Source organism: Ruegeria sp. HKCCD3925 (assembly GCF_057221175.1).
Genome location: NZ_JBWVBI010000003.1, coordinates 407186 through 427046 on the forward strand (window position 1 = coordinate 407186; position 19861 = coordinate 427046).

The window sequence follows — 19861 nt, forward strand, 5'->3', positions numbered from 1 at the left end:
GTGGCGCAATGCGGGTCGTTGGCTTTGGTCCGAGGATGGCTTAGTGGCCATGAAGGTGTCCAGCTAAGTGACGGAACGTCATTCACGCAAATTGAGCCCGGTCCAGCATCAATGCGATGCCCAGCAGGGGGCCTGCGGTCAAATTAGCTGGAGCAAATCACAAGGGTGCAGCTGTGTTAGTTCGGGTGCTGGCCAAGGCACCGACCTTTAAGGTGTCAGGATCCAGTTCCCATCAGCGGTCTTGCAGCGGCGTGTTCTGATATCGCGGGCCTGTGCAGCACCTTCAGGCTGCACAAAGTGCTGAAGTATCACACAATTGCCCTGAACGCTTTGCACGCGGATTGTCCCCTTCGAGCCGGTGTCCTGATTGAGCCAAGCCCTCTCCTGCCCCACGGATGGAGTGCCCGTCGACAGCAACGCGTTTGAGGTGTCGTTCAACACCTCAAAGTCAGCGGGGCTCAACCCCATTTCCGCGATGATTCGGGAAAGTGGTTTAGCCTGTGCTATTCCACCCACCCCCAGAAAAAGTGCAGCAACCAGCGCTGTGTAAACAAAGGCTTTCATCAAAGGGCCTCGCCGATTTGAATGACTTTCACGTCCATAGATATACCTCTATGCGTGTGCGGCCAAGCCCCACTTGGCCACCTTCAAATTATCCCGAACAAACCTTTCGCAAGGCGGGCGCTAGGTCCGCCCGTGAGATCGCCTCATATTGTGCCCAGACGAAGCAGAGGCATTTGATGACACATCCTAAATATTATGCACCGACAGGCGGACATCCGGGGCAAGAGCAACTGTTGACCGACCGTGCCATGTTCACCGATGCCTATGCGGTAATCCCCAAGGGCACGATGCGCGACATCGTGACCAGCTTTCTGCCTTTCTGGGAGAATACACGTCTTTGGGTCTTATCCCGGCCTCTGAGTGGTTTTGCCGAGACATTCTCGCAATACATAATGGAGGTGCAGCCCGGCGGTGGCAGCGATACGCCCGAAACCGACCCAAATGCGCAAGGGGTGATCTTCGTGGTCGAGGGCAGCGTTACGCTGACCCTGAACGAAGCGGATCATGTTCTTGAGATCGGTGGATATGCCTATATCCCCCCGGGCAGCGACTGGACGCTGCACAACCATGGCGATTCAGTTGCCCGGTTCCATTGGGTGCGCAAGGCTTATGATGCAGTGCCCGGCCTGCCCGCCCCTGACCCGATCATCACCAATGAACGCGACGTGGTACCCAACGAAATGCCCGGCACCGAAGGCCGCTGGTCTACCACCCGCTTCACCGATCCGCAGGACCTGCGTCACGACATGCATGTCAACATCGTCAATTTCGAACCCGGTGGCGTGATTCCCTTTGCCGAAACCCATGTGATGGAACACGGCCTTTATGTGCTTGAAGGCAAGGCTGTTTACCGGCTCAATCAGGATTGGGTCGAGGTCGAGGCCGGTGACTACATGTGGCTGCGCGCTTTCTGCCCACAGGCCTGTTACGCAGGCGGACCGGGACGGTTTCGCTATCTGTTGTACAAGGATGTGAATAGGCACATGCCGTTGTCTGTACCGTCTAGGTAGCTGACGATCGGGGCTTTACCGGGTCAAGTTCTGGTAAAGGGGTTCACAGAATCGATGGAATCTGATGAAATCAAATGAGTTTTCAGCACTGGAGATTGTTCGATGTTACTGCGCGGTACGATGATTGCACTGGTTGCCACCCTTGGCCTTTCGGCGTTCAACGCCGCCCCGGTCGCAGCCAAGGAAGAAACCAAATCCGTTTTCGTCATGAGCCGCACATGGGCGGTGACGCAGGTCTCGGACGCGCCTGTGGTTTATCGGGCGACGCGGGATAATAACAATCTGAACCCCTTTGGCCCGCCGCCACGTCTTCGCACCATCCAGGCAATGGCCGCGATACAGAAGGCGACCGGTTGCAAGGCGATCTACTCCAGCATGTACCAGAACATTTCGGGCCAGTTCTTTTCGCAGGTCAGCTGCAACTGAAATTGGTACAATACTTTGATTGAGATCGCCTGATCTGCCTGCCATAGCTTGCGCATGAAACTCGCGATCAACGGATTCGGTCGTATCGGCCGCACCATTCTGCGTCAGGTCTTAAGCCTGCCGCAGCATTCGGATGTTGAACTGGTGTTGATCAACGATATCGCACCGCTGGAAACATGCGCATACCTGTTCAAATATGATAGCACGTTTGGCCCCTATCAGGGTTCGGTCACGACCGAAGGTGAAGCACTGAATATCGATGGCCGCGTTATTCTGATGTCTCACAGCGCCGATTTGGCACAGGTCGATCTGTCCGGCGTCGATGTCATGCTCGATTGCACCGGCATCGCGCGAACATCCGACGTGGCCAGCCGGGGCTTGACTGCTGGGGCGGATAAAGTGTTGATTTCCGGCCCTTCACCCGCTGCCGAAGTCACACTGGTACTGGGGGCAAACGAAGATCAATTGGGCAGCGCACGGATCGTTTCAAATGCATCCTGCACCACCAATGGTCTGGCACCGCTCGTCAAGCTGATTGATGAAATCGGCGGGCTTGTGTCCGGGCACATGACCACCATCCACTGCTATACAAACAGCCAGCCGATGGTCGATGCGCCACGCGGGGATTTGGCCCGATCGCGCGCCGGGGCATTGTCGATGGTGCCCACGACCTCGAGCGCGACGCATTTGATTGATATCGTCTTGCCAGACCTGGCCGGTCGTATGTCGGGGGCCGCGGTGCGTGTTCCGACGGCCAGCGTATCTGCCGTTGATCTTGTCGCCACGCTAGAACGTGGCATGAGCGCAGATCAATTCGAACAAGCGTTTCGCGACGCGGTCGCAGCTTCTGCCGTGCTGGGATGGACCGATCTGCCCTTGGTGTCATCTGATTTGCGGTCCCGCCCTGAGTCACTGGTAGTGGCGGGGCCCGAGACGCGCATGATTGGAGAGAGGCAGATCAGGGTCTTTGGCTGGTACGACAATGAATGGGGGTTTTCAGCCCGCATGCTGGATGTCGCACGCCTGATGGCAAACGCCGGGTAATCCGCAGCGCTGAAGCACGCTGCGGATTACTTCAAGACTTCAATCGTGAGGTAGGCTACCCGCCCCGTGACCGGCCATACCCCCTGAAACCTCTTCAGTCGATTCTTCGGCCAATTCTTCTGGCAGGACCAAATTCAGTACAATGGCGATCAGCGCTGCGGGCAGCAGGCCGCTGGTCATCAGGATACGAAGTGTATCAGGTAGGTGCTGAACCGCGCCGGGTTCCAGTTGCAACCCAAGACCGATCGACAGCGAAATCGCAAAGATCACCATGTTGCGACGGTTCCAATCCACGTCTGACAGCATCGAGATACCTGCCGCGACCACCATGCCGAACATGACGATCACACCACCGCCCAGCACTTCGATAGGCACGGTGCGGATAATTGCCCCGACTTTTGGCACAAGGCCACACAGGATCAGGAAGATAGCTCCACAGGTCACGACATGGCGGCTCATGACGCCCGTCATCGCAATCAAACCGACATTCTGGCTGAAGGACGTATTGGGAAACCCGCCAAACATACCGGCAATCGCTGTTCCGAAACCATCGGCATAGGTCGCGCCAGCGATTTCCTTGTCGGTTGCTTCGCGACCTGCACCACCTTTGGTGATACCCGATACGTCTCCGACGGTCTCGATGGCCGAGACAAAAGACATCAGACAAAAGCCGATCACGGCGGCCAGAGAGAACTCAAACCCATATTTGAACGGTACGGGCAGAGCAAAAGCTGAGGCGCGTGACCAACTTGTGCCAATGGCCTCGAACGTCACCATCCCGACCATCAGGGCATAGACGTAGCCGATGGCCAAACCAACCAGTACGGCAGACACCGACAGCATACCGCGTGCAAAGAACTTGAGGCCAAGCGTCACAACAACCACAACCAGTGCAGCCGACCAGTTGAGCAGCGATCCATACTCAGGAGTTCCAATCGCAGGCACACCACCAGCGGCGTATTGTATGCCGACCTTGACCAGCGCCAAACCGATCATTGTTACGACAAGTCCAGTGACCAGCGGCGGAAGCGCAAACCGTATCTTGCCTATGAAGAGGCCAAGAAAGGCATGAAACAAGCCGCCAACCAGGACACCGCAAAACAGCGCCCCTAAGGCATCCACGCCTTTTCCGGCGACCAGAGGGATCATGATGGGCAAAAACGCAAAGCTCGTTCCCTGTACAATCGGCAGAGCCGCTCCAACCGGGCCAATCGTGATAGTCTGCAGCAGTGTCGCCAGCCCTGCAAACAGCATCGACATCTGGATCAGGTACAGCAGTTCGGGAAAATCCGGGGAGTTCGACCCAAATCCAAACCCGGCAGCACCCGCCACGATTATGGCCGGTGTCACGTTCGAGACGAACATCGCCAAAACGTGCTGAATGCCCAGCGGTATCGCCTTGTGCAAGGCGGGTGTGAAGTTTGGGTCCCGAAGCTGTTCGGGCGTCCCTATCGAAGTTTCAGCCATGATCTCATTGTCCTCCCTAAGATCCAATGGGGTTCTTACCGCTTCTCCGGCGGCTTCGGTTCTGGTTTCAGCGGTTGACCACCTCGTACGGTGTGCTGAACCAGTATTCCTCCAAGTTCGGGCCTTCCCCGATCCGATCAACGACTGCGAACAGACCGGGCCCATGCAAAGGTGTCAGAACTCCGTGCCATGTTCCCCGGTGATAGTTCACCGCCTGTCCTGGCTGTGTAATGAACGCGCGAGGACGACCCGGTTGCCCCTCCTCATCCGGGGCGACGATCACGAGAAAGGGCTGGTGAGTCATCGGAATGAACGCCTGGCTGCCGTCGGGATGGCGCTCGACCATGTCCAGCTGATAAGGCAGTTCGCGCGGGTTGGCGTTGAACAGGCTGATGCCCGCTTGGGCATCACCGAAATCCAGCCTTGCCCGATCATGATACCGCCAGCACTGGCCCTGGTTGATGATCTTGTCGGCCTCACCTGACACATCAATCAGATCACCAAACGGTGCGAAAGCTTCGGCCGAGATCGGTTCAGCGACAATCCGTGTCATGAGGGCAGCACATCGCGAAGTCGGAACTCGGCAATCCGCTCGACCTGTCGGCAGGCCTCGGCGAACTCGGTTTCGCGATCCTGTTCGATGCGCCGTTCGAATGCGTTTAGGATCGAAGCCTTGTTGTGGTCCCGTACGGCAATGATGAACGGAAAGCCGAATTTTTTCGTATAGCGCTGGTTCAGTTCGGTGAAGGTGGCGCGTTCCTCATCCGTCAGCGCATCAAGCCCTGCCGAGGCTTGCTCGGACGTGCTTTCCTGTGTCAGCCGCTTAGCCTGCGCCAGTTTGCCGGCCAGATCAGGGTGGGCTGTCAAAACGCCGAGCCGTTCCTCGGTTGAGGCGGACCGGAACATGCGGGTCAAAGCACTGTGTAATCCGCCTGCCGTGTCATGCGCCGCGCCCAATTCCAGATCATAGGCGCGCTCGGCGATCCAAGCGGAATGCTCGAAGATACCTCCATACGCAGAGACGAATTCTTCGCGGCCCATTTGCGAAGGTTGTGGACGCTCAGCCGCCGGGTGCATTTCGGCCCAATGCTCGGCAATCTGCAATCGCGTCGCGAACCACACGTCCGAGCACCCGCGCGCGTAATCCAGAAACCGTTTCAGCGCCATGACGCGTCCCGGTCGCCCGATCAGGCGACAGTGCAAACCGATCGACAGCATCTTGGGTGCACCAGCCTCACCTTCGGCATAAAGCGCGTCGAAACTGTCTTTCAGATAAGAATAGAACTGATCCCCGGCGTTGAACCCCTGTGGCGTCGCAAAGCGCATGTCGTTGCAATCCAGCGTGTAGGGAACAATCAACTGATCCCGACCACCGGTTTGCATCCAGTAGGGTAGATCGTCTGCATAGGTATCGGCAACATAAGCAAAGCCACCTTCCTCGGCGACCAGACGCACGGTGTTGTCCGAACAGCGCCCAGTGTACCAGCCTCGCGGGCGATCCCCTACAACTTCGGCATGCAGACGGATCGCTTCGGCGATCTGGGCCCGTTCTTCCGCCTCGGGCATATCCTTGTGCTCGACCCATTTCAGGCCATGGCTGGCAATCTCCCACCCGGCCGACTTCATCGCCGCAACCTGATCAGGCGAACGCGCTAACGCGGTAGCCACACCATAAACGGTGATCGGTAGGTCTTTCATCAAGCGATGCAGGCGCCAGAACCCCGACCGCGAGCCGTATTCATAGATCGATTCCATGTTCCAATGACGCTGGCCCGGCCACTGCGCCGCCCCAACGATCTCGGACAAGAAGGCCTCGGACGCAGCGTCCCCGTGCAGAACACAGTTTTCTCCACCTTCTTCGTAGTTCAACACAATCTGCACAGCCAGTTTCGCCCCGCCAGGCCATGCGGCGTCAGGTGGGTTGGCTCCGTATCCGATCATATCGCGGGGGTAACGAGGCGGCTGCATAGGGTCTTCCAGTCCGATTAGGTGTTTTGACAGCTTTACCGCAGAAACGGTCTATTGATTATCAAATCAATCCGAACACTGTTTCCACTTCTTTCGGCATTTCAACCATTTTGCGGTTTGGCCCAGACTGTGGCACACCAAAAGAAACACATAGGAGAGACCCTTGGCTGGCTATCTGACAACCCACGTTCTCGACACGGCGCGCGGCTGCCCCGCTGAGGGGTTGAAAATCGCGCTCTACAAAGTGTCAGGGAACTCGCACCGTAAACTGGTCGAGATGGAAACCAACGCGGATGGCCGAACCAATAGCCCGATCTTACCGCAGGACGACTTTAAAACCGGCACTTATGAGCTGATATTCTTCGCCGGAGATTACCTGCGCGCGACGGGTCAGGATGGCGATGATCCTCTGTTTCTGGATCAGGTGCCGATCCGCTTTGGCATGTCCGATGCGGACGCGCACTACCACGTTCCGCTGCTGTTGTCCCCCTACGGCTACTCGACCTACCGGGGCAGCTAGCCCTAGACTTCGGCGCTTCGAACCACTTTGCCGATCCGGTCAATCATGAAATCCATAAACAGCCGCGCCTTCGGGTCCTGATGGCGGCGATGCGTATACAGGCAGGCCATTTGCACGGGAACCGGAGGCGTCTTCATCGCCACCGGGATCAGCCTCCCCGCCTTCAAGTGCTCTGACACCTCAAAAACGGGTTTCATGGCAATACCTTGCCCGGACAGCGCCCAATCGGTCAAAACATCACCATCGTCACATTCATACCTGCCCGAGACAGCAAATCGTTTCGGGCCATCGGGTGTTTCCAGCATCCACTGAAACTCTGCCGCGCCGGGGAAGCGCAGGTTCAAGCATTCATGCTTGCCTGAAATCAGATCGGATCCAGCTTCTGGCATCCCACATCGGCGCACGTAATCAGGGGCTGCACATAGCACACGCTGGCAATCCGCAATCTTGCGAATGCGCAATGTACTGTCTTCGGGCTGACCGATGAAAAAAGCCAGATCCAAGCCTTCAGTGGTCAGATCAACCGAACGGTCTGTCAGTCTTAGACGCACATCAATCTCAGGGTATTCTGACAGAAAATCAGGCACATGAGGCGCCAATAACCGGCGCCCGACGCCCAAGGGCGCAGCAACAAACAGAGACCCGCGGGGGGCTTCGGTCAGATGCGTGACTTGGGCCTCTGCCTCATCAACTGCATCCAGAACCGCAACCGCGCCGGGGTAGAACGCCCGTCCCTGTTCCGTTGGTGTCAGGTTCCGGGTTGTGCGCTGAAACAGGCGTACTCCCAGATGATCCTCCAACTGCGAAATTCGCGCCGACGTCACCGCAGGTGAAATTCTCATATCCCGCCCGGCGGCTGACATGCTGCCCAAGTCATAGACCCGGACAAAGGTTCGAATGTTGTCGAGATAGGACATCTTATCGTTTTTTTTGATACAGTTTGACAATATACGGGAATACCGAAGAAAAGCCCGTTTGCCTAGTGTGGCGCAACGCAATCGGAGACATAAGCATGTACGACTTCGCCGTGTTCTGGGATTGGATTGGTTTTGGCGTGCGCTGGTTGCACGTTATCACCGCGATTGCCTGGATCGGATCATCCTTCTACTTCATCGCGCTGGATCTTGGTTTGAACCGCGATATCCCCGGACCGGCGGACGGCGAGGAATGGCAAGTCCATGGCGGAGGATTCTATCACATCCAGAAATATCTCGTCGCTCCGGAGCGTATGCCCGACCACCTGACCTGGTTTAAATGGGAAAGCTACGCCACATGGCTCAGCGGTGCCGCGCTACTGATGATCGTCTACTGGGTAGGCGGAGAGCTCTATCTGATCGATGCCCAAAAGGCGGATCTGGCGCTATGGCAAGGCATATTGATCTCGGCTGCCTCGCTGACTGTCGGTTGGCTGGTCTACGATTTTCTTTGCAAGTCGGGATTGGGCGAGCGTCCGACATTGCTGATGGTTCTTCTGTTCGTGCTGCTGGTGATTATGGGCTGGGGTTATAACCAGATATTCACCGGTCGCGCGATGATGCTGCATCTGGGGGCCTTCACGGCCACAATCATGACCGCAAATGTGTTTTTCATCATCATGCCAAACCAGCGCATTGTGGTGGACGATCTAAAGAACGGGCGCACACCTGATCCGAAATACGGCAAGATCGCCAAGCTGCGTTCGACCCACAACAACTATCTGACATTGCCGGTCGTGTTTCTGATGTTGTCGAACCACTATCCGCTGGCTTTTGCGACCGAGTACAATTGGATCATCGCCGCGCTGGTCTTCCTGATGGGTGTCACGATCCGGCACTATTTCAACACCCGCCATGCGCGCGCTGGAAACCCAACCTGGACCTGGTTGGTAACGGCTTTGCTGTTCATGACCATCATGTGGTTGTCGACCGCTTCGATGAACGACCCGTTGGAAGAGGCCGAAGCACGGCAACTAACTCCCTACGAACAGAAATTCGCATCAGCGGATGGCTTTGAAGAAGCACAGGACATAGTTCTGGGTCGCTGTTCTATGTGCCACGCGCGCGAGCCTGTCTGGGAAGGCATCCTGTGGGCACCCAAAGGTGTCCTGCTGGAAACAAAAGCTGACATTGCTCAGAACGCGCAGCAGATTTATCTGCAATCCGGCGTCACACATGCCATGCCTCCCGCGAACGTGACCTATATGGAACCTGAAGACCGGGATGCGATTGTTCGCTGGTTCCGAAATGCCGGTCTGTAGCGGATTGGCACACGAGTTTGCCAATAAAAACACCTGAACTTTGTTTAGTTCTTCCCCTAAGCGCCGTCAGATGCTCTAAATGAATTCAACATGCCGCATTCGTTTTGTTTCGCGGCCATAGCGATTTCGACTTGGGGCAGTTGGAGCCAGACAATGACAGGGAGCAGACCGCGCAGCGATCTGAGAGGCTGGCTTTTTGGTGCGTTTTTGGCCTTGTCCCCCAATCTTGCTACCGCGCTAGAAACGACCCTATCCGCCCCTGGTGCATCTGAAGATCTGGTCGACCGCTTGGAAGAGACTTCATCCATCTTCACCTCGGAATCGCGTGGTCTTGATACGTCACTGGAAATACTGTCGGCAGCTTTGTCCGACTACCGCACCATCGTTCAGATCATGTACGACGAAGGCTATTTCAGCCCCGTCGTCAGCATCAAGCTTGACGGGCAGGAAGCCGCCAAAATCAATTCGCTGAACGTTCCAGCCCAATTCAAACGGGCGACTATCCTTGTCACACCAGGGCGGAAGTTCAAGTTCGGAACGGCTGTCGTGCAACCGCTGGCACCGGGCACGGAACTGCCCGAAGAGTTCGCCACGGGTAAGACCGCGACCACCGGAGCGATCCAACAGGCGGCTTCGGCCGGGGTGCAGGGCTGGCGCGATACAGGCCATGCCAAGGCGGAAGTGGAAGATCAGAAAGTAATAGCGCGCCATGCGCAGGCACGGCTGGACGCGACAATTGATCTGGCTCCGGGGCCAAGGCTGCGGTTCGGTAAAATGATCATTCAGGGCGATACAAATGTCCGCCATCGATCGATCGAGAAAATCGCGGGCTTCCCCTCGGGTGAGGTTTATTCGCCTGAACAGGTCCAAAAGGTTGGCACCCGCCTGCGGCGCACCGGCACATTCGCTACGGTTTCGCTCAAGGAACATGAAGAACCCAACCCGGATGGCACGCTTGATTTCGACGCGACGTTTGAAGACCTGCCGCCACGCCGCCTGACCTTTGGGGCCGAGATTGCCTCGCGCGACGGGGTTGATCTTACAGCTACGTGGACCCATCGAAACGTTTTCCGGCGAGCCGAAAGGCTGCGGTTCGAGGCGGCAATCCGCAATATCGGCGGTGCCGAGGATATCGATGGACGCATTGGTCTGCGGCTGGATCAACCTGATCGTCTGGGCCCTGACGACAATACATTCTGGAGCGCGCTGTTGGAGCGGCGCAATACCGAAAACTACAACGTCACCGTCGCCTCGCTTGCCTATGGTGCACGCCGCACATTCTCTGACCGCCTCTACGCCGAAGCCTCGGCAGGTTTCCAATGGTCGGACGCAGATGACGCCTATGGCGATGGGCGCAAGTTTCGATACTTCATTCTTCCGTTCCGGTCAGAATGGGATGAACGCGACAGCAAGGTCAGCGCGACGCGCGGCTATTATCTGGACTCTCAAGTCATGCCCTTTGTCGGGTTCTCCGGATCGGATACCGGCCTGAGAATGTTCTTTGACGGTCGCGCCTATAACGATCTGGGCACCGCCGGTCGGCTGGTGTTGGCAGGCCGGGTGCAGTTGGGATCGGTCCTCGGACCTCCGGCAGATGGTGTGACTCCAGATTTCCTGTTCTTCTCGGGTGGTGCCGGTACAGTACGGGGTCAGCCATTTGAAAGCCTAGGTATCCCCGTCGGGGATGGTGTCGCCGGTGGCAAATCCTTTCTGGGGCTCTCAGCCGAGGTCCGAGGCAAAGTCACTGACGCAATCTCGTTGGTTGGGTTTTATGACTACGGTGTGGTCGACACGTCCTCATTCATCGGCAGCGGCGCGGAAGAGCATTCTGGCGCGGGCCTTGGAATCCGTTATGATCTGGGCGGCTTCGGGCCCTTGCGCTTTGACCTTGCGGTGCCGGTTCAGGGCGATACGGGTGACGGGCTGCAATTCTACCTCGGGATCGGGCAGGCCTTTTGATGCGTCGCGTTGTATATCCCCTGTTGCTAAGTTCAGCAGCGATCACCGTTCCCATCGCGGCGACCGCTCAGGACGAGGGCGGCAGCATGATCGAGCAGTTTCTGCAAGATACCCTGTCCGGTGATGATCAGAATGTGCGGGTGGTCGGCCTTGAAGGTGCCTTAAGTTCGCGTGCGACGATTCAGGAAATCACGGTCGCCGATGACGACGGCGTCTGGCTCACCATTAAAAACGCTGAATTGGACTGGAACCGATTGGCACTGCTGCGCGGTCGGTTCTCGGTCAACACACTATCGGCGCAGGAAATCGATATCGCCCGCGCACCCGGTACAACAACAAAGGACGCACCGCCCCCTTCAGCCGAAACCCAACCCTTCCAACTACCTGAGCTTCCGGTTTCGATCGAAATCGGAGAGCTGCGTGTCGATGACCTTTCTTTAGGTGAGCCGCTGATCGGCGTCGCTGCCGAGCTCGCCGTGAACGGCAACCTATCGCTGGCTGATGGAACACTGGATACTACGCTGGATATCGACCGACTGGACCGCGCCGGGGACACGATTGATCTGAAAGCAGGCTTTCAGAACGACAGCCGCCAGATCGATCTGGACTTGACCGTAGCCGAAGCATCAGGCGGTCTGATCGCAACGGCCCTGTCCATCCCCGATGCCCCGCCGCTTGAGCTGACTGCAAAAGGCTCGGGGCCGATAACGGATTTTAATGCTGATATCGGTCTAAGCAGCGATCAGCAGCTTCGCGTGTCCGGTCAGGTACGACTGCGCACCGCCGAAGAGAGTGGCAACGCCTCTGATGGAATCGCGTTTACTGCCGATGTCGGAGGCGACCTGACGCCGTTTCTGGCCGAAGAGATGGACACGTTCTTCGGTACCGACACACGGCTGTTTGTAGATGGGCGCACCCATTCTGACGGGGCGCTGGATATATCGGATATCGAGATTACCTCGGAAGCGCTGGACCTCAAAAGCGAACTCAGCCTTGCTTCGGGTGGTGTTCTGAAACTGGTCGCCCTGCAAGGTCGTATCACGCCGCCGGAAGGTGACAAGGTCGTTCTGCCCGTCAGCGGCGGCGATACGTCAATCGGCGCGGCTCAGATTTCGGCCTTGTACAATACCGAGAATGGCAATCTCTGGGACCTGAGCCTGACGACCAACAAGATTGAAACCCCCAACCTGAACCTCGATCATGCACGGATCAGCGGGCAAGGCACGCTAGATCAATCCAGCGGGCTGTCGGTCGATGGCGATCTGCAGGCTGTGCTGGCTGGCATTGATCTGACAGATGCCGCACTGAATGCCGCCGTCGGAAATCAGATCACACTGGATGGGCAGTTCGAGTACGGCAGCGACCAGACATTGCAATTGTCCGGGGTCGAACTGGTCGGCAGCGACTATACTCTAGACGCTGATGCGTTGATCAGCGGGCTTGCGACCGGGTTGCAGGTTGATGGCACGGCACTGCTGCAGGCGACCGACCTGTCGCGGTTCTCGGACCTGGCACAGCTTCAGCTTGGTGGCGAGGCTTCGGTCCAGGTGGCTGGAAAGGGCTCGCCACTGGAACGCAGCTTTGACGGCAAGGTCACGGTGAATGGGCGTGATCTGGTGACCGGGCGTGACGATATTGATCCAATGATCACGGGTGAAACCGAAATCGTTCTGGATGCCAAACGCGACACCGATGGGGTAACAATTCGCGATTTCACCGTGAATGGCGACGCTCTGACAGCGCAGGCCAGCGGCACGGTCACGACGCCAAATGGCAATCTGACGATTGACGGTCAGGCCAGCGTGAACGCCCCAAATCTGGCGGTGTTCTCAGGCATCGCACAGCGTGATCTGGCGGGCGCATTACAGGCCCGGCTGGATGGCAAAGGCACCGTACAGACGTTGGAATTCGACGGCCAAGCCAGCGTGATCGGAACAAATATCGAAACCGGGATGAGCGAGTTCGACCCGCTGTTGAAAGGCCGGACATCAATCAATCTGGACGGTGCGCATTCGGGCAACCAAATCGTTATTCGAAACGCCACGGTCAAAAGTGCTGCTCTTACTGCCGAGGTGGGCGCAACCATCGATGACCCCACCGGAAACATCACGGTGGATGGAAGCGCCAAGCTGAACGCCCCCGACCTGTCTTTGTTCTCCGGCCTCGCCGGGCTTGATCTGGCCGGGTCGATTGATGCCGACGTCACCGGTCGGGCTGCGCAAAGCAGCAAGGCCTTTGATATCAAAGGCAACCTGAGAGCAGACGACCTTGCCACGGGTATCCAAGCCGTAGATGCGTTGGTACAGGGACGAACCACGCTGAACGTGGATGCCGCCAACGATGATCAGGGGCTGAACATCCGCACTTTCAGTCTGAACGGAACCGCGCTGACCGCAGATGCATCGGGCCGATTGGATCGGGAGGCCGGTGGCCTCGATTTCTCGGCCATGCTGGACGACATCGGCCGTCTATCTTCGACATTGTCCGGGCCGCTCACGCTGGATGGCAACGTCGCCCCTACAGGGTCCGGTTTGGAAGGCAATGCGCGCCTGCAGGGACCTGATAGCTCGTACGCCAATTTAACCGGAACCGTAGAAACCGGTGGCACCGCGGATCTAAATTTTGACGCCCGCCTGAATCGGGTCGAACGTTTTGTGCCCGATTTCCCCGGAACCGTCGCCGCCAGTGGTACCGCCCGCCGCGACGCCGGGATGTGGACCATCGACGCAAAGGCTAATGGCCCCGCCGATATCAGTACAACTGTTGCCGGGACCTTTAACGAAACCAGCGGCGAAGCGGACCTGAAGATGCAGGGCGGTGTCAACATCGGTATCGCCAATGCATTTATCTCTCCCAACAATCTGGCCGGTACTGCCCGGTTCGATCTGGCCCTGAAAGGGGCACCTGCGCTGGATGCGCTTAGCGGAACGATTTCAACATCCGGCGCGTCGATGGCCTTGCCCGATGTGGGACAGACAATCACTGGCATCGGGGGTTCCGTAAACATCGCGCAAAGCCGCGCCACGATTGCACTGCAGGGTGGGTTACGAGCGGGCGGAGGGTTTACCGTCAACGGCCCGATTGATCTGACGCCACCCTTCAACGCCCAGATAACCACAGCGCTCAACAATCTCGTGCTGACAGACAAGCTGCTCTATGAAACCACATTGAACGGTCAGATCGCCCTGACCGGGGCATTGGCCGGGAACAGTTCGCTGGCCGGGCAGATCAACTTTGGCGAAACCAACATCAATCTTGCAGCCGCCGCAGGAGCAGTCGGCGCAGCACCAATTCCGACGATCCAACACCTGAACGAAAGCCGTGCCGGTTTCGTAACGCGGGAACGCGCCAATCTGGTGGAAACCGAGGATGAGACTAAAAGCAACTCGCGCATGTCGCTCGACATCGGATTGCTTGCACCCAAGGCAGTCTTTGTCCGAGGACGCGGCGTGAACGCGGAACTGGGCGGTCGCATACAGATTGGTGGAACTACAACTTCTGTTGTGCCGTCAGGCCAGATTGAGCTTATCCGCGGTAATATCGATATCCTTGGTCGCCGCCTTGCGCTGACTAAGGGTGTGGTCACCCTGCAGGGTGACCTGACGCCATATATCGAGTTTGAATCGTCCTCCAGCACCTCGGACGGCACCGCAACGATCGAGATCGCCGGGCCGCTGGACTCACCCGAGGTCGACGTATTCTCAGATCCTGAACGCCCGACCGAGGAAGCGCTAGCAATGCTCTTGTTCGGCAACCGGTTCTCAGAACTGTCACCGTTTGTCATTGCGCAGATGGCGGCCTCATTGGCCCAACTCAGCGGCGCCGGCGGGGATACTACCAAAGGGGTGCGCGAGGCCACGGGCCTGGACACTATCGACCTTGGCGCGACTGAGGGCGGTGGGGGCAGCCTTGGTGCGGGCGCATATCTAAGCGACAATCTCTACACCGATTTCACCGTCAATACCGAAGGTGACACCGAGGTGAATTTGAACCTCGACGTCACCGACAGCTTCACGGTTCGCGGCACGGTGGATGGCCGGGGTGAGACGGGCTTGGGTATCTTTTTCGAACGCGACTACTGAAAAAACAGGCGACCCCAAAGGGCCGCCTTTTTTTCAGTTGATTGAAGACTATTCCGCCGCGACGGCGTCTGCGATCTTTTCGACGCGAATTGCCGAGAACTTGAACTCGGGGATCTTGCCATAAGGATCGATGGCCGAGTTGGTCAGGATATTCGCCGCCGCCTCGACATAAGCGAACGGGATGAACACCATATCTTCGGCAATCGCCCGGTCGGCCCGCACCATGATTTCAATCGAACCGCGGCGAGTAGTCAGACGAATCATATCGCCCGGCTCAATCCCCATCAGTTTCAATGTACGCGGGTTCATCGAGCAATTCGCTTCAGGTTCCACGGCATCCAGAACGTTGGACCGGCGGGTCATCGACCCCGTATGCCAATGCTCCAGCTGGCGCCCAGTGGTGGCGATCATCGGGTATTCATCATCCGGGGCCTCATCCGGTGGGATGACACTGGCTGGCGTGAACCGGGCGCGACCATCCGCACGTGGGAAACCATCGCCGAACACAATCGCCTGACCTGGGTCTGTCTCGGACAGTGACGGGTAAGTGATCGTCTCCGTCTCAAGCCGTTCCCACGTGATGTTGTCGAGCGAATTCATCGTCAGCTTCATCTCAGCAAAGACCTGAGAAACATCGGAATAATCCCAGTTCAAACCGATCCGCTGCGCCAGCTCAACGGTGATCTTCCAATCCTCGCGCGCCTCACCCGGAGGGGTCACGGCGGGCCGCACACGCTGTACCTGACGGTTGGTGTTCGACACGGTGCCGTTCTTCTCATAGAGCGCTGAGGCGGGCAGAATGATGTCGGCATAGTTCGCCGTTTCGGTCAGGAAGATATCCTGCACGATCATCAGTTCCAGCTTGGCCAGTGCGTCGCGCGCGTGATTCACATCGGGGTCGGACATGGCGGGGTTTTCCCCCTGGATGTACATACCCTTGATGTTGCCCGCATAAGCCTGATCGATGATCTCGGTGACGGTCAGCCCCTTCTCGTTCGAGAAGTCGCGGTCGTCATTCCAGACGTTGGTGAACTTGGCCCGAATGCCGTCGTCGGTAACGGACTGATAGTCCGGCAGGAACATCGGGATCAGGCCCGCGTCTGAGGCACCTTGCACGTTGTTCTGCCCGCGCAGAGGGTGAAGACCCGCACCGGGTTTACCAACATTGCCGGTCATCAGAGCCAACGAGATCAAGCAGCGCGAGTTGTCGGTGCCATGGATGTGCTGGCTGACACCCATACCCCAGAAAATCAGACCGGCCTTGGCTTGCGCAAAGGTACGCGCCACTCGGCGCAGTTGATCCGGTTCGATGCCGCAGATCGGCGACATAGCCTCAGGCGTGAACTGGCGCAGGTGTTCTTTCTCGGCTTCCCAGTTCTCGGTCCAGCGGTGGATGTACTGGCTGTCATAGAGCTCTTCTTCCACGATCACGTTCATGATCGCGTTCAGCATCGAAACATCCGCACCGGGACGGAATTGAAGCATCTCATCAGCAAACTTACGCATCCCAACGCCGCGCGGGTCCATAACTATCAACTTGCCACCACGTTTGGTGAACTGCTTGAAGTAGGTCGCAGCGACAGGGTGATTTTCAATCGGGTTGGCCCCGATGATGATCGCCACATCCGCGTTTTCGATCTCGTTGAAGGTCGCGGTCACAGCACCCGAGCCCACATTCTCAATCAGGGCCGCAACAGATGACGCGTGGCACAGACGGGTGCAGTGGTCGACGTTGTTGTGGCGGAAGCCCTGACGGATGAACTTCTGGAACAGATAGGCTTCTTCGTTGGTGCACTTGGCCGAGCCGAAGCCTGCAACGCTGCGCGGGTCTTTGTCGCGCAAGTCCATCAGCTTGGTCGCGGCCAAATCCATCGCCTCTTCCCACGTTGCTTCACGGAAATGGGTATCCAGGTTGCCGGGATCGACGTTCAATCCCTTGGCTGGAGCATCCTCGCGACGGATCAGCGGCTTGGTCAGGCGATGCGGATGGTGAATGTAGTCAAAGCCAAAGCGGCCTTTGACGCACAGACGACCTTCGTTTGCAGGGCCGTTGATGCCCTCGACATACTTCACCTTGCCGTCTTTGACCTTGAGCGAAACCTTACAGCCCACGCCGCAGAACGGGCAGACGCTTTCCGTTTCCGAGTCGTAGTCCTTGCTGTCGCCTCGCTGCTGGTCATCCAGTACGGTTGCTGGCATCAAAGCACCGGTCGGGCAGGCCTGCACGCATTCACCACAAGCCACACAGGTCGAAGCACCCATCGGGTCGTTCTGGTCGAACACCACCTGCGCTGTGTGGCCACGACCGGCCATACCAATCACGTCGTTGACCTGCACGTCGCGGCAGGCCCGGACGCAGAGGTTGCAGTTGATGCAAGCGTCCAGATTGACGCGCATCGCAACGTGGCTGTCATCCAACAGCGGGATTTTCTCGGCCTCTTTCGCCGGGAAACGGCTGTCGCTGACATGGTTCAGCTTGGCCATATCCCAGAAGTGGCTGGAGGTGTCGTGCGCTTCCTCAGGCTGATCCGCGACCAACAGCTCCATGACCATCGCGCGCGATTTCTCGGCCCGGTCGCTGTCGGTCTTAACCACCATGCCGTCGGCTGCCGGACGGATGCACGAGGCGACCAGCGTGCGCTCGCCTTCTACCTCGACCATGCAGGCACGGCAATTGCCGTCGGGTTTGTAACCGGGTTGCGGCTTGTGACACAGGTGAGGGATAGTGAACCCCTGCCCCTTTGCGGCTTCCCAGATGGTCCAGCCCTCGGGCACGGTGACATCTTCGCCATTCAGGTTGAAGGTGACGGTCTTGTTTGGGCTTGCATCAAGCATGGCTGTCTCCCTCAGATTTCGTCAGCGAAATGTTTCATGACCAGGCGGATCGGGTTCGGGGCCGCCTGCCCCAGACCGCAGATCGAGGCATCGCCCATGACCTGACACAGGTCTTCCAGCAGTTCCTGATCCCATTTGTCGGCTTGCATCAGCTTGACCGCCTTTTCGCAGCCTGCACGGCAGGGCGTGCACTGGCCGCAGCTTTCGTCTTCGAAGAAGCGCAGCATGTTCAGTGCCGCATCGCGTGCGGTGTCCTGATCGGACAGAACCACAACCGCAGCGGACCCGATGAAGGTGCCATGCGGTTGCAACGTGTCGAAATCCAGCGGGATGTCATCCATCGATGCAGGCAACAGACCCGAGGATGGACCACCCGGCTGATAAGCCTTGAAGGTCTGGCCCCCGGCCATGCCTCCGGCAGCCTCGATCACGTCCAGAATGGTCGAGCCAGCGGGCAGAAGGTAAACGCCCGGCTTTGCGACACGACCCGAGACCGAATAGCTACGCAAACCCTTGCGACCGTTCATTTCGGTGCTGTTAAGGCATTCAGGCCCTTCACGGCAAACTTTGGTCACCCAATAGAGCGTCTCGACATTGTGCACCAAGGTCGGGCGGTTAAAGACCCCAACCTGCGCCACGAACGGAGGGCGGTGACGCGGCAGGCCTTTCTTACCTTCGATCGACTCGATCATCGCGGATTCTTCGCCGCAGATGTAAGCGCCAGCACCACGGCGCAGGTCGATATAGCCTTCTTCGACGATCCCGGCTTGTTCGAGCGCGGTAATCTCACGACGCAGGATTTCCAGAACTGCCGGGTATTCGTCGCGCATATAGATAAAGCAGGTCTCTGCCTCGACGGCCCAAGCGGCGATCAGCATCCCTTCGAGGAAGACATGCGGCGTGCGCTCAAGATAGTAGCGGTCCTTGAATGTCCCGGGCTCGCCCTCATCGCCGTTGACAGCCAGATAACGCGGGCCTTCATTCATGCGAACAAAGCCCCACTTCTTGCCCGACGGGAAGCCCGCGCCGCCCAGACCACGCAGGCCCGAGGACAGGACGTCTTCCTGCACCTTCTCCCAATCGCCGCCCTCGCGCAGCTCTTTCAGTTTGGCGTAGCCGCCATTGGCTTCATAAACCGCAAAGGCTTCGTAATCGGGCAGATGAGCGTGGGTGTCATTCGCCGCAATCGCGGCCTGCACCTTTTCGGGGGTCGCGTGGTCGATGTGGTTGTGACCGATCTCCAGCACTGGAGCGGTGTCGCAGCGTCCCATGCAGGGCGCACGGACAACGCGGACCTGCGAGGCATCCAAACCGTCTTCCAGCGCTTTTTGCAGCTGCTGGGCACCGGCCATTTCGCAGGACAGCGAATCGCACACACGGATCGTCAACGCCGGAGGAGGCGTTTCACCCTCTTTCACTACATCGAAATGGGCATAGAAGGTTGCGGTTTCGTAAATCTCAGCCTGCCCGATCCGCATCTCAACCGCCAGAGCGGCGATGTGGTCGGCGCTGATATGGCCGTGTGCGTCCTGAATCAAATGCAGAAATTCAATCAGCAGGTCGCGACGTCGCGGGCGGTCGACCAGCAGACGTGCAATTTCTGCTTGTGCCTCGTCCGAGAATTGACGGCCTTTGGGCGTGTGCCGCCCCTTGCCTTTACCTGACTTCCAGACGCCCTTTGGCGCGCCTGATGGCTTGGTGTCTAATGGTGCCATGATGCCCTCCGATTGAGGCCCCGTGTCTCATCAGA

Annotated in this window: 14 protein-coding genes; 7 read left to right on the plus strand and 7 right to left on the minus strand. The window is 57.9% G+C overall.

Translation table 11 applies throughout. The features are described from left to right. Window positions 1-207: 207 nt before the first annotated feature. On the minus strand, window positions 208-564 hold the full coding sequence (locus AC2TEM_RS09475; RefSeq protein ID WP_170404458.1) for a hypothetical protein: 357 nt from the start codon (window positions 562-564) through the stop codon (window positions 208-210). A 176-nt stretch (window positions 565-740) separates the two neighbouring features. Here AC2TEM_RS09475 and AC2TEM_RS09480 point away from each other — a divergent pair, with 176 nt between their 5' ends. The 3 genes from AC2TEM_RS09480 (at window position 741) to AC2TEM_RS09490 (ending at window position 3044) form a co-directional block, all read left to right on the plus strand. After that, window positions 741-1574, plus strand: a complete 834-nt coding sequence (locus tag AC2TEM_RS09480; RefSeq protein ID WP_170397455.1) for a bifunctional allantoicase/(S)-ureidoglycine aminohydrolase — start codon at window positions 741-743, stop codon at window positions 1572-1574. Window positions 1575-1676: 102 nt separating this feature from the next. After that, window positions 1677-2000, plus strand: coding sequence for a hypothetical protein (locus tag AC2TEM_RS09485; RefSeq protein ID WP_170397457.1), 324 nt, complete (start codon window positions 1677-1679; stop codon window positions 1998-2000). Between the two features lie 54 nt (window positions 2001-2054). After that, window positions 2055-3044, plus strand: a complete 990-nt coding sequence (locus AC2TEM_RS09490; RefSeq protein ID WP_170424355.1) for a glyceraldehyde 3-phosphate dehydrogenase NAD-binding domain-containing protein — start codon at window positions 2055-2057, stop codon at window positions 3042-3044. Between the two features lie 39 nt (window positions 3045-3083). Here the strand turns inward: AC2TEM_RS09490 and AC2TEM_RS09495 are convergent, their stop codons facing one another. The 3 genes from AC2TEM_RS09495 to puuE form a co-directional block, all read right to left on the minus strand. Then, a complete protein-coding gene (locus AC2TEM_RS09495; protein WP_170424357.1) occupies window positions 3084-4511 on the minus strand; it encodes a nucleobase:cation symporter-2 family protein in 1428 nt (475 codons plus the stop codon). A 67-nt stretch (window positions 4512-4578) separates the two neighbouring features. Next, complete coding sequence (locus AC2TEM_RS09500; RefSeq protein ID WP_170424359.1) at window positions 4579-5064, minus strand: ureidoglycolate lyase; 486 nt, start codon at window positions 5062-5064, stop codon at window positions 4579-4581. After that, window positions 5061-6479, minus strand: a complete 1419-nt coding sequence (gene puuE, locus AC2TEM_RS09505; protein WP_170424361.1) for an allantoinase PuuE — start codon at window positions 6477-6479, stop codon at window positions 5061-5063. Before puuE ends, AC2TEM_RS09500 begins: the two co-directional genes overlap by 4 nt. A 163-nt stretch (window positions 6480-6642) precedes the next feature. Between puuE and uraH the strand changes: the two genes are divergently transcribed. Next, window positions 6643-6999 (plus strand): hydroxyisourate hydrolase, encoded by a 357-nt coding sequence (gene uraH / locus AC2TEM_RS09510; RefSeq protein WP_170404478.1) that lies wholly within the window; start codon window positions 6643-6645, stop codon window positions 6997-6999. A gap of 2 nt (window positions 7000-7001) precedes the next feature. Here the strand turns inward: uraH and AC2TEM_RS09515 are convergent, their stop codons facing one another. Next, a complete protein-coding gene (locus tag AC2TEM_RS09515; protein WP_170424363.1) occupies window positions 7002-7916 on the minus strand; it encodes a LysR family transcriptional regulator in 915 nt (304 codons plus the stop codon). A gap of 95 nt (window positions 7917-8011) precedes the next feature. Here AC2TEM_RS09515 and AC2TEM_RS09520 point away from each other — a divergent pair, with 95 nt between their 5' ends. The 3 genes from AC2TEM_RS09520 (at window position 8012) to AC2TEM_RS09530 (ending at window position 15276) form a co-directional block, all read left to right on the plus strand. Continuing rightward, window positions 8012-9235, plus strand: a complete 1224-nt coding sequence (locus AC2TEM_RS09520) for a urate hydroxylase PuuD (protein WP_170397471.1) — start codon at window positions 8012-8014, stop codon at window positions 9233-9235. Between the two features lie 153 nt (window positions 9236-9388). Further along, the gene (locus tag AC2TEM_RS09525; protein WP_170424365.1) at window positions 9389-11194 is read left to right on the plus strand and encodes a BamA/TamA family outer membrane protein; all 1806 of its coding nucleotides are present in this window, start codon (window positions 9389-9391) and stop codon (window positions 11192-11194) included. Next, entirely contained in the window at window positions 11194-15276 is a 4083-nt protein-coding gene (locus tag AC2TEM_RS09530; RefSeq protein ID WP_170424367.1) for a translocation/assembly module TamB domain-containing protein, read from the plus strand. Before AC2TEM_RS09525 ends, AC2TEM_RS09530 begins: the two co-directional genes overlap by 1 nt. 48 nt (window positions 15277-15324) lie before the next feature. Here the strand turns inward: AC2TEM_RS09530 and fdhF are convergent, their stop codons facing one another. Beyond that, window positions 15325-18111, minus strand: a complete 2787-nt coding sequence (fdhF, locus tag AC2TEM_RS09535) for a formate dehydrogenase subunit alpha (RefSeq protein WP_170397477.1) — start codon at window positions 18109-18111, stop codon at window positions 15325-15327. A gap of 11 nt (window positions 18112-18122) precedes the next feature. Next, the gene (locus tag AC2TEM_RS09540; RefSeq protein ID WP_170424369.1) at window positions 18123-19826 is read right to left on the minus strand and encodes an NAD(P)H-dependent oxidoreductase subunit E; all 1704 of its coding nucleotides are present in this window, start codon (window positions 19824-19826) and stop codon (window positions 18123-18125) included. Window positions 19827-19861: the final 35 nt, after the last annotated feature.

What these genes read in the sequence shown, in the direction of transcription:
- AC2TEM_RS09475 (WP_170404458.1), bottom strand. Translation starts at nt 564, where the DNA reads ATGAAAGCCTTTGTTTACACAGCGCTGGTTGCTGCACTTTTTCTGGGG.
- AC2TEM_RS09480 (WP_170397455.1), top strand. Translation starts at nt 741, where the DNA reads ATGACACATCCTAAATATTATGCACCGACAGGCGGACATCCGGGGCAA.
- AC2TEM_RS09485 (WP_170397457.1), top strand. Translation starts at nt 1,677, where the DNA reads ATGTTACTGCGCGGTACGATGATTGCACTGGTTGCCACCCTTGGCCTT.
- AC2TEM_RS09490 (WP_170424355.1), top strand. Translation starts at nt 2,055, where the DNA reads ATGAAACTCGCGATCAACGGATTCGGTCGTATCGGCCGCACCATTCTG.
- AC2TEM_RS09495 (WP_170424357.1), bottom strand. Translation starts at nt 4,511, where the DNA reads ATGGCTGAAACTTCGATAGGGACGCCCGAACAGCTTCGGGACCCAAAC.
- AC2TEM_RS09500 (WP_170424359.1), bottom strand. Translation starts at nt 5,064, where the DNA reads ATGACACGGATTGTCGCTGAACCGATCTCGGCCGAAGCTTTCGCACCG.
- puuE (WP_170424361.1), bottom strand. Translation starts at nt 6,479, where the DNA reads ATGCAGCCGCCTCGTTACCCCCGCGATATGATCGGATACGGAGCCAAC.
- AC2TEM_RS09515 (WP_170424363.1), bottom strand. Translation starts at nt 7,916, where the DNA reads ATGTCCTATCTCGACAACATTCGAACCTTTGTCCGGGTCTATGACTTG.
- AC2TEM_RS09520 (WP_170397471.1), top strand. Translation starts at nt 8,012, where the DNA reads ATGTACGACTTCGCCGTGTTCTGGGATTGGATTGGTTTTGGCGTGCGC.
- AC2TEM_RS09525 (WP_170424365.1), top strand. Translation starts at nt 9,389, where the DNA reads ATGACAGGGAGCAGACCGCGCAGCGATCTGAGAGGCTGGCTTTTTGGT.
- AC2TEM_RS09530 (WP_170424367.1), top strand. Translation starts at nt 11,194, where the DNA reads ATGCGTCGCGTTGTATATCCCCTGTTGCTAAGTTCAGCAGCGATCACC.
- fdhF (WP_170397477.1), bottom strand. Translation starts at nt 18,111, where the DNA reads ATGCTTGATGCAAGCCCAAACAAGACCGTCACCTTCAACCTGAATGGC.
- AC2TEM_RS09540 (WP_170424369.1), bottom strand. Translation starts at nt 19,826, where the DNA reads ATGGCACCATTAGACACCAAGCCATCAGGCGCGCCAAAGGGCGTCTGG.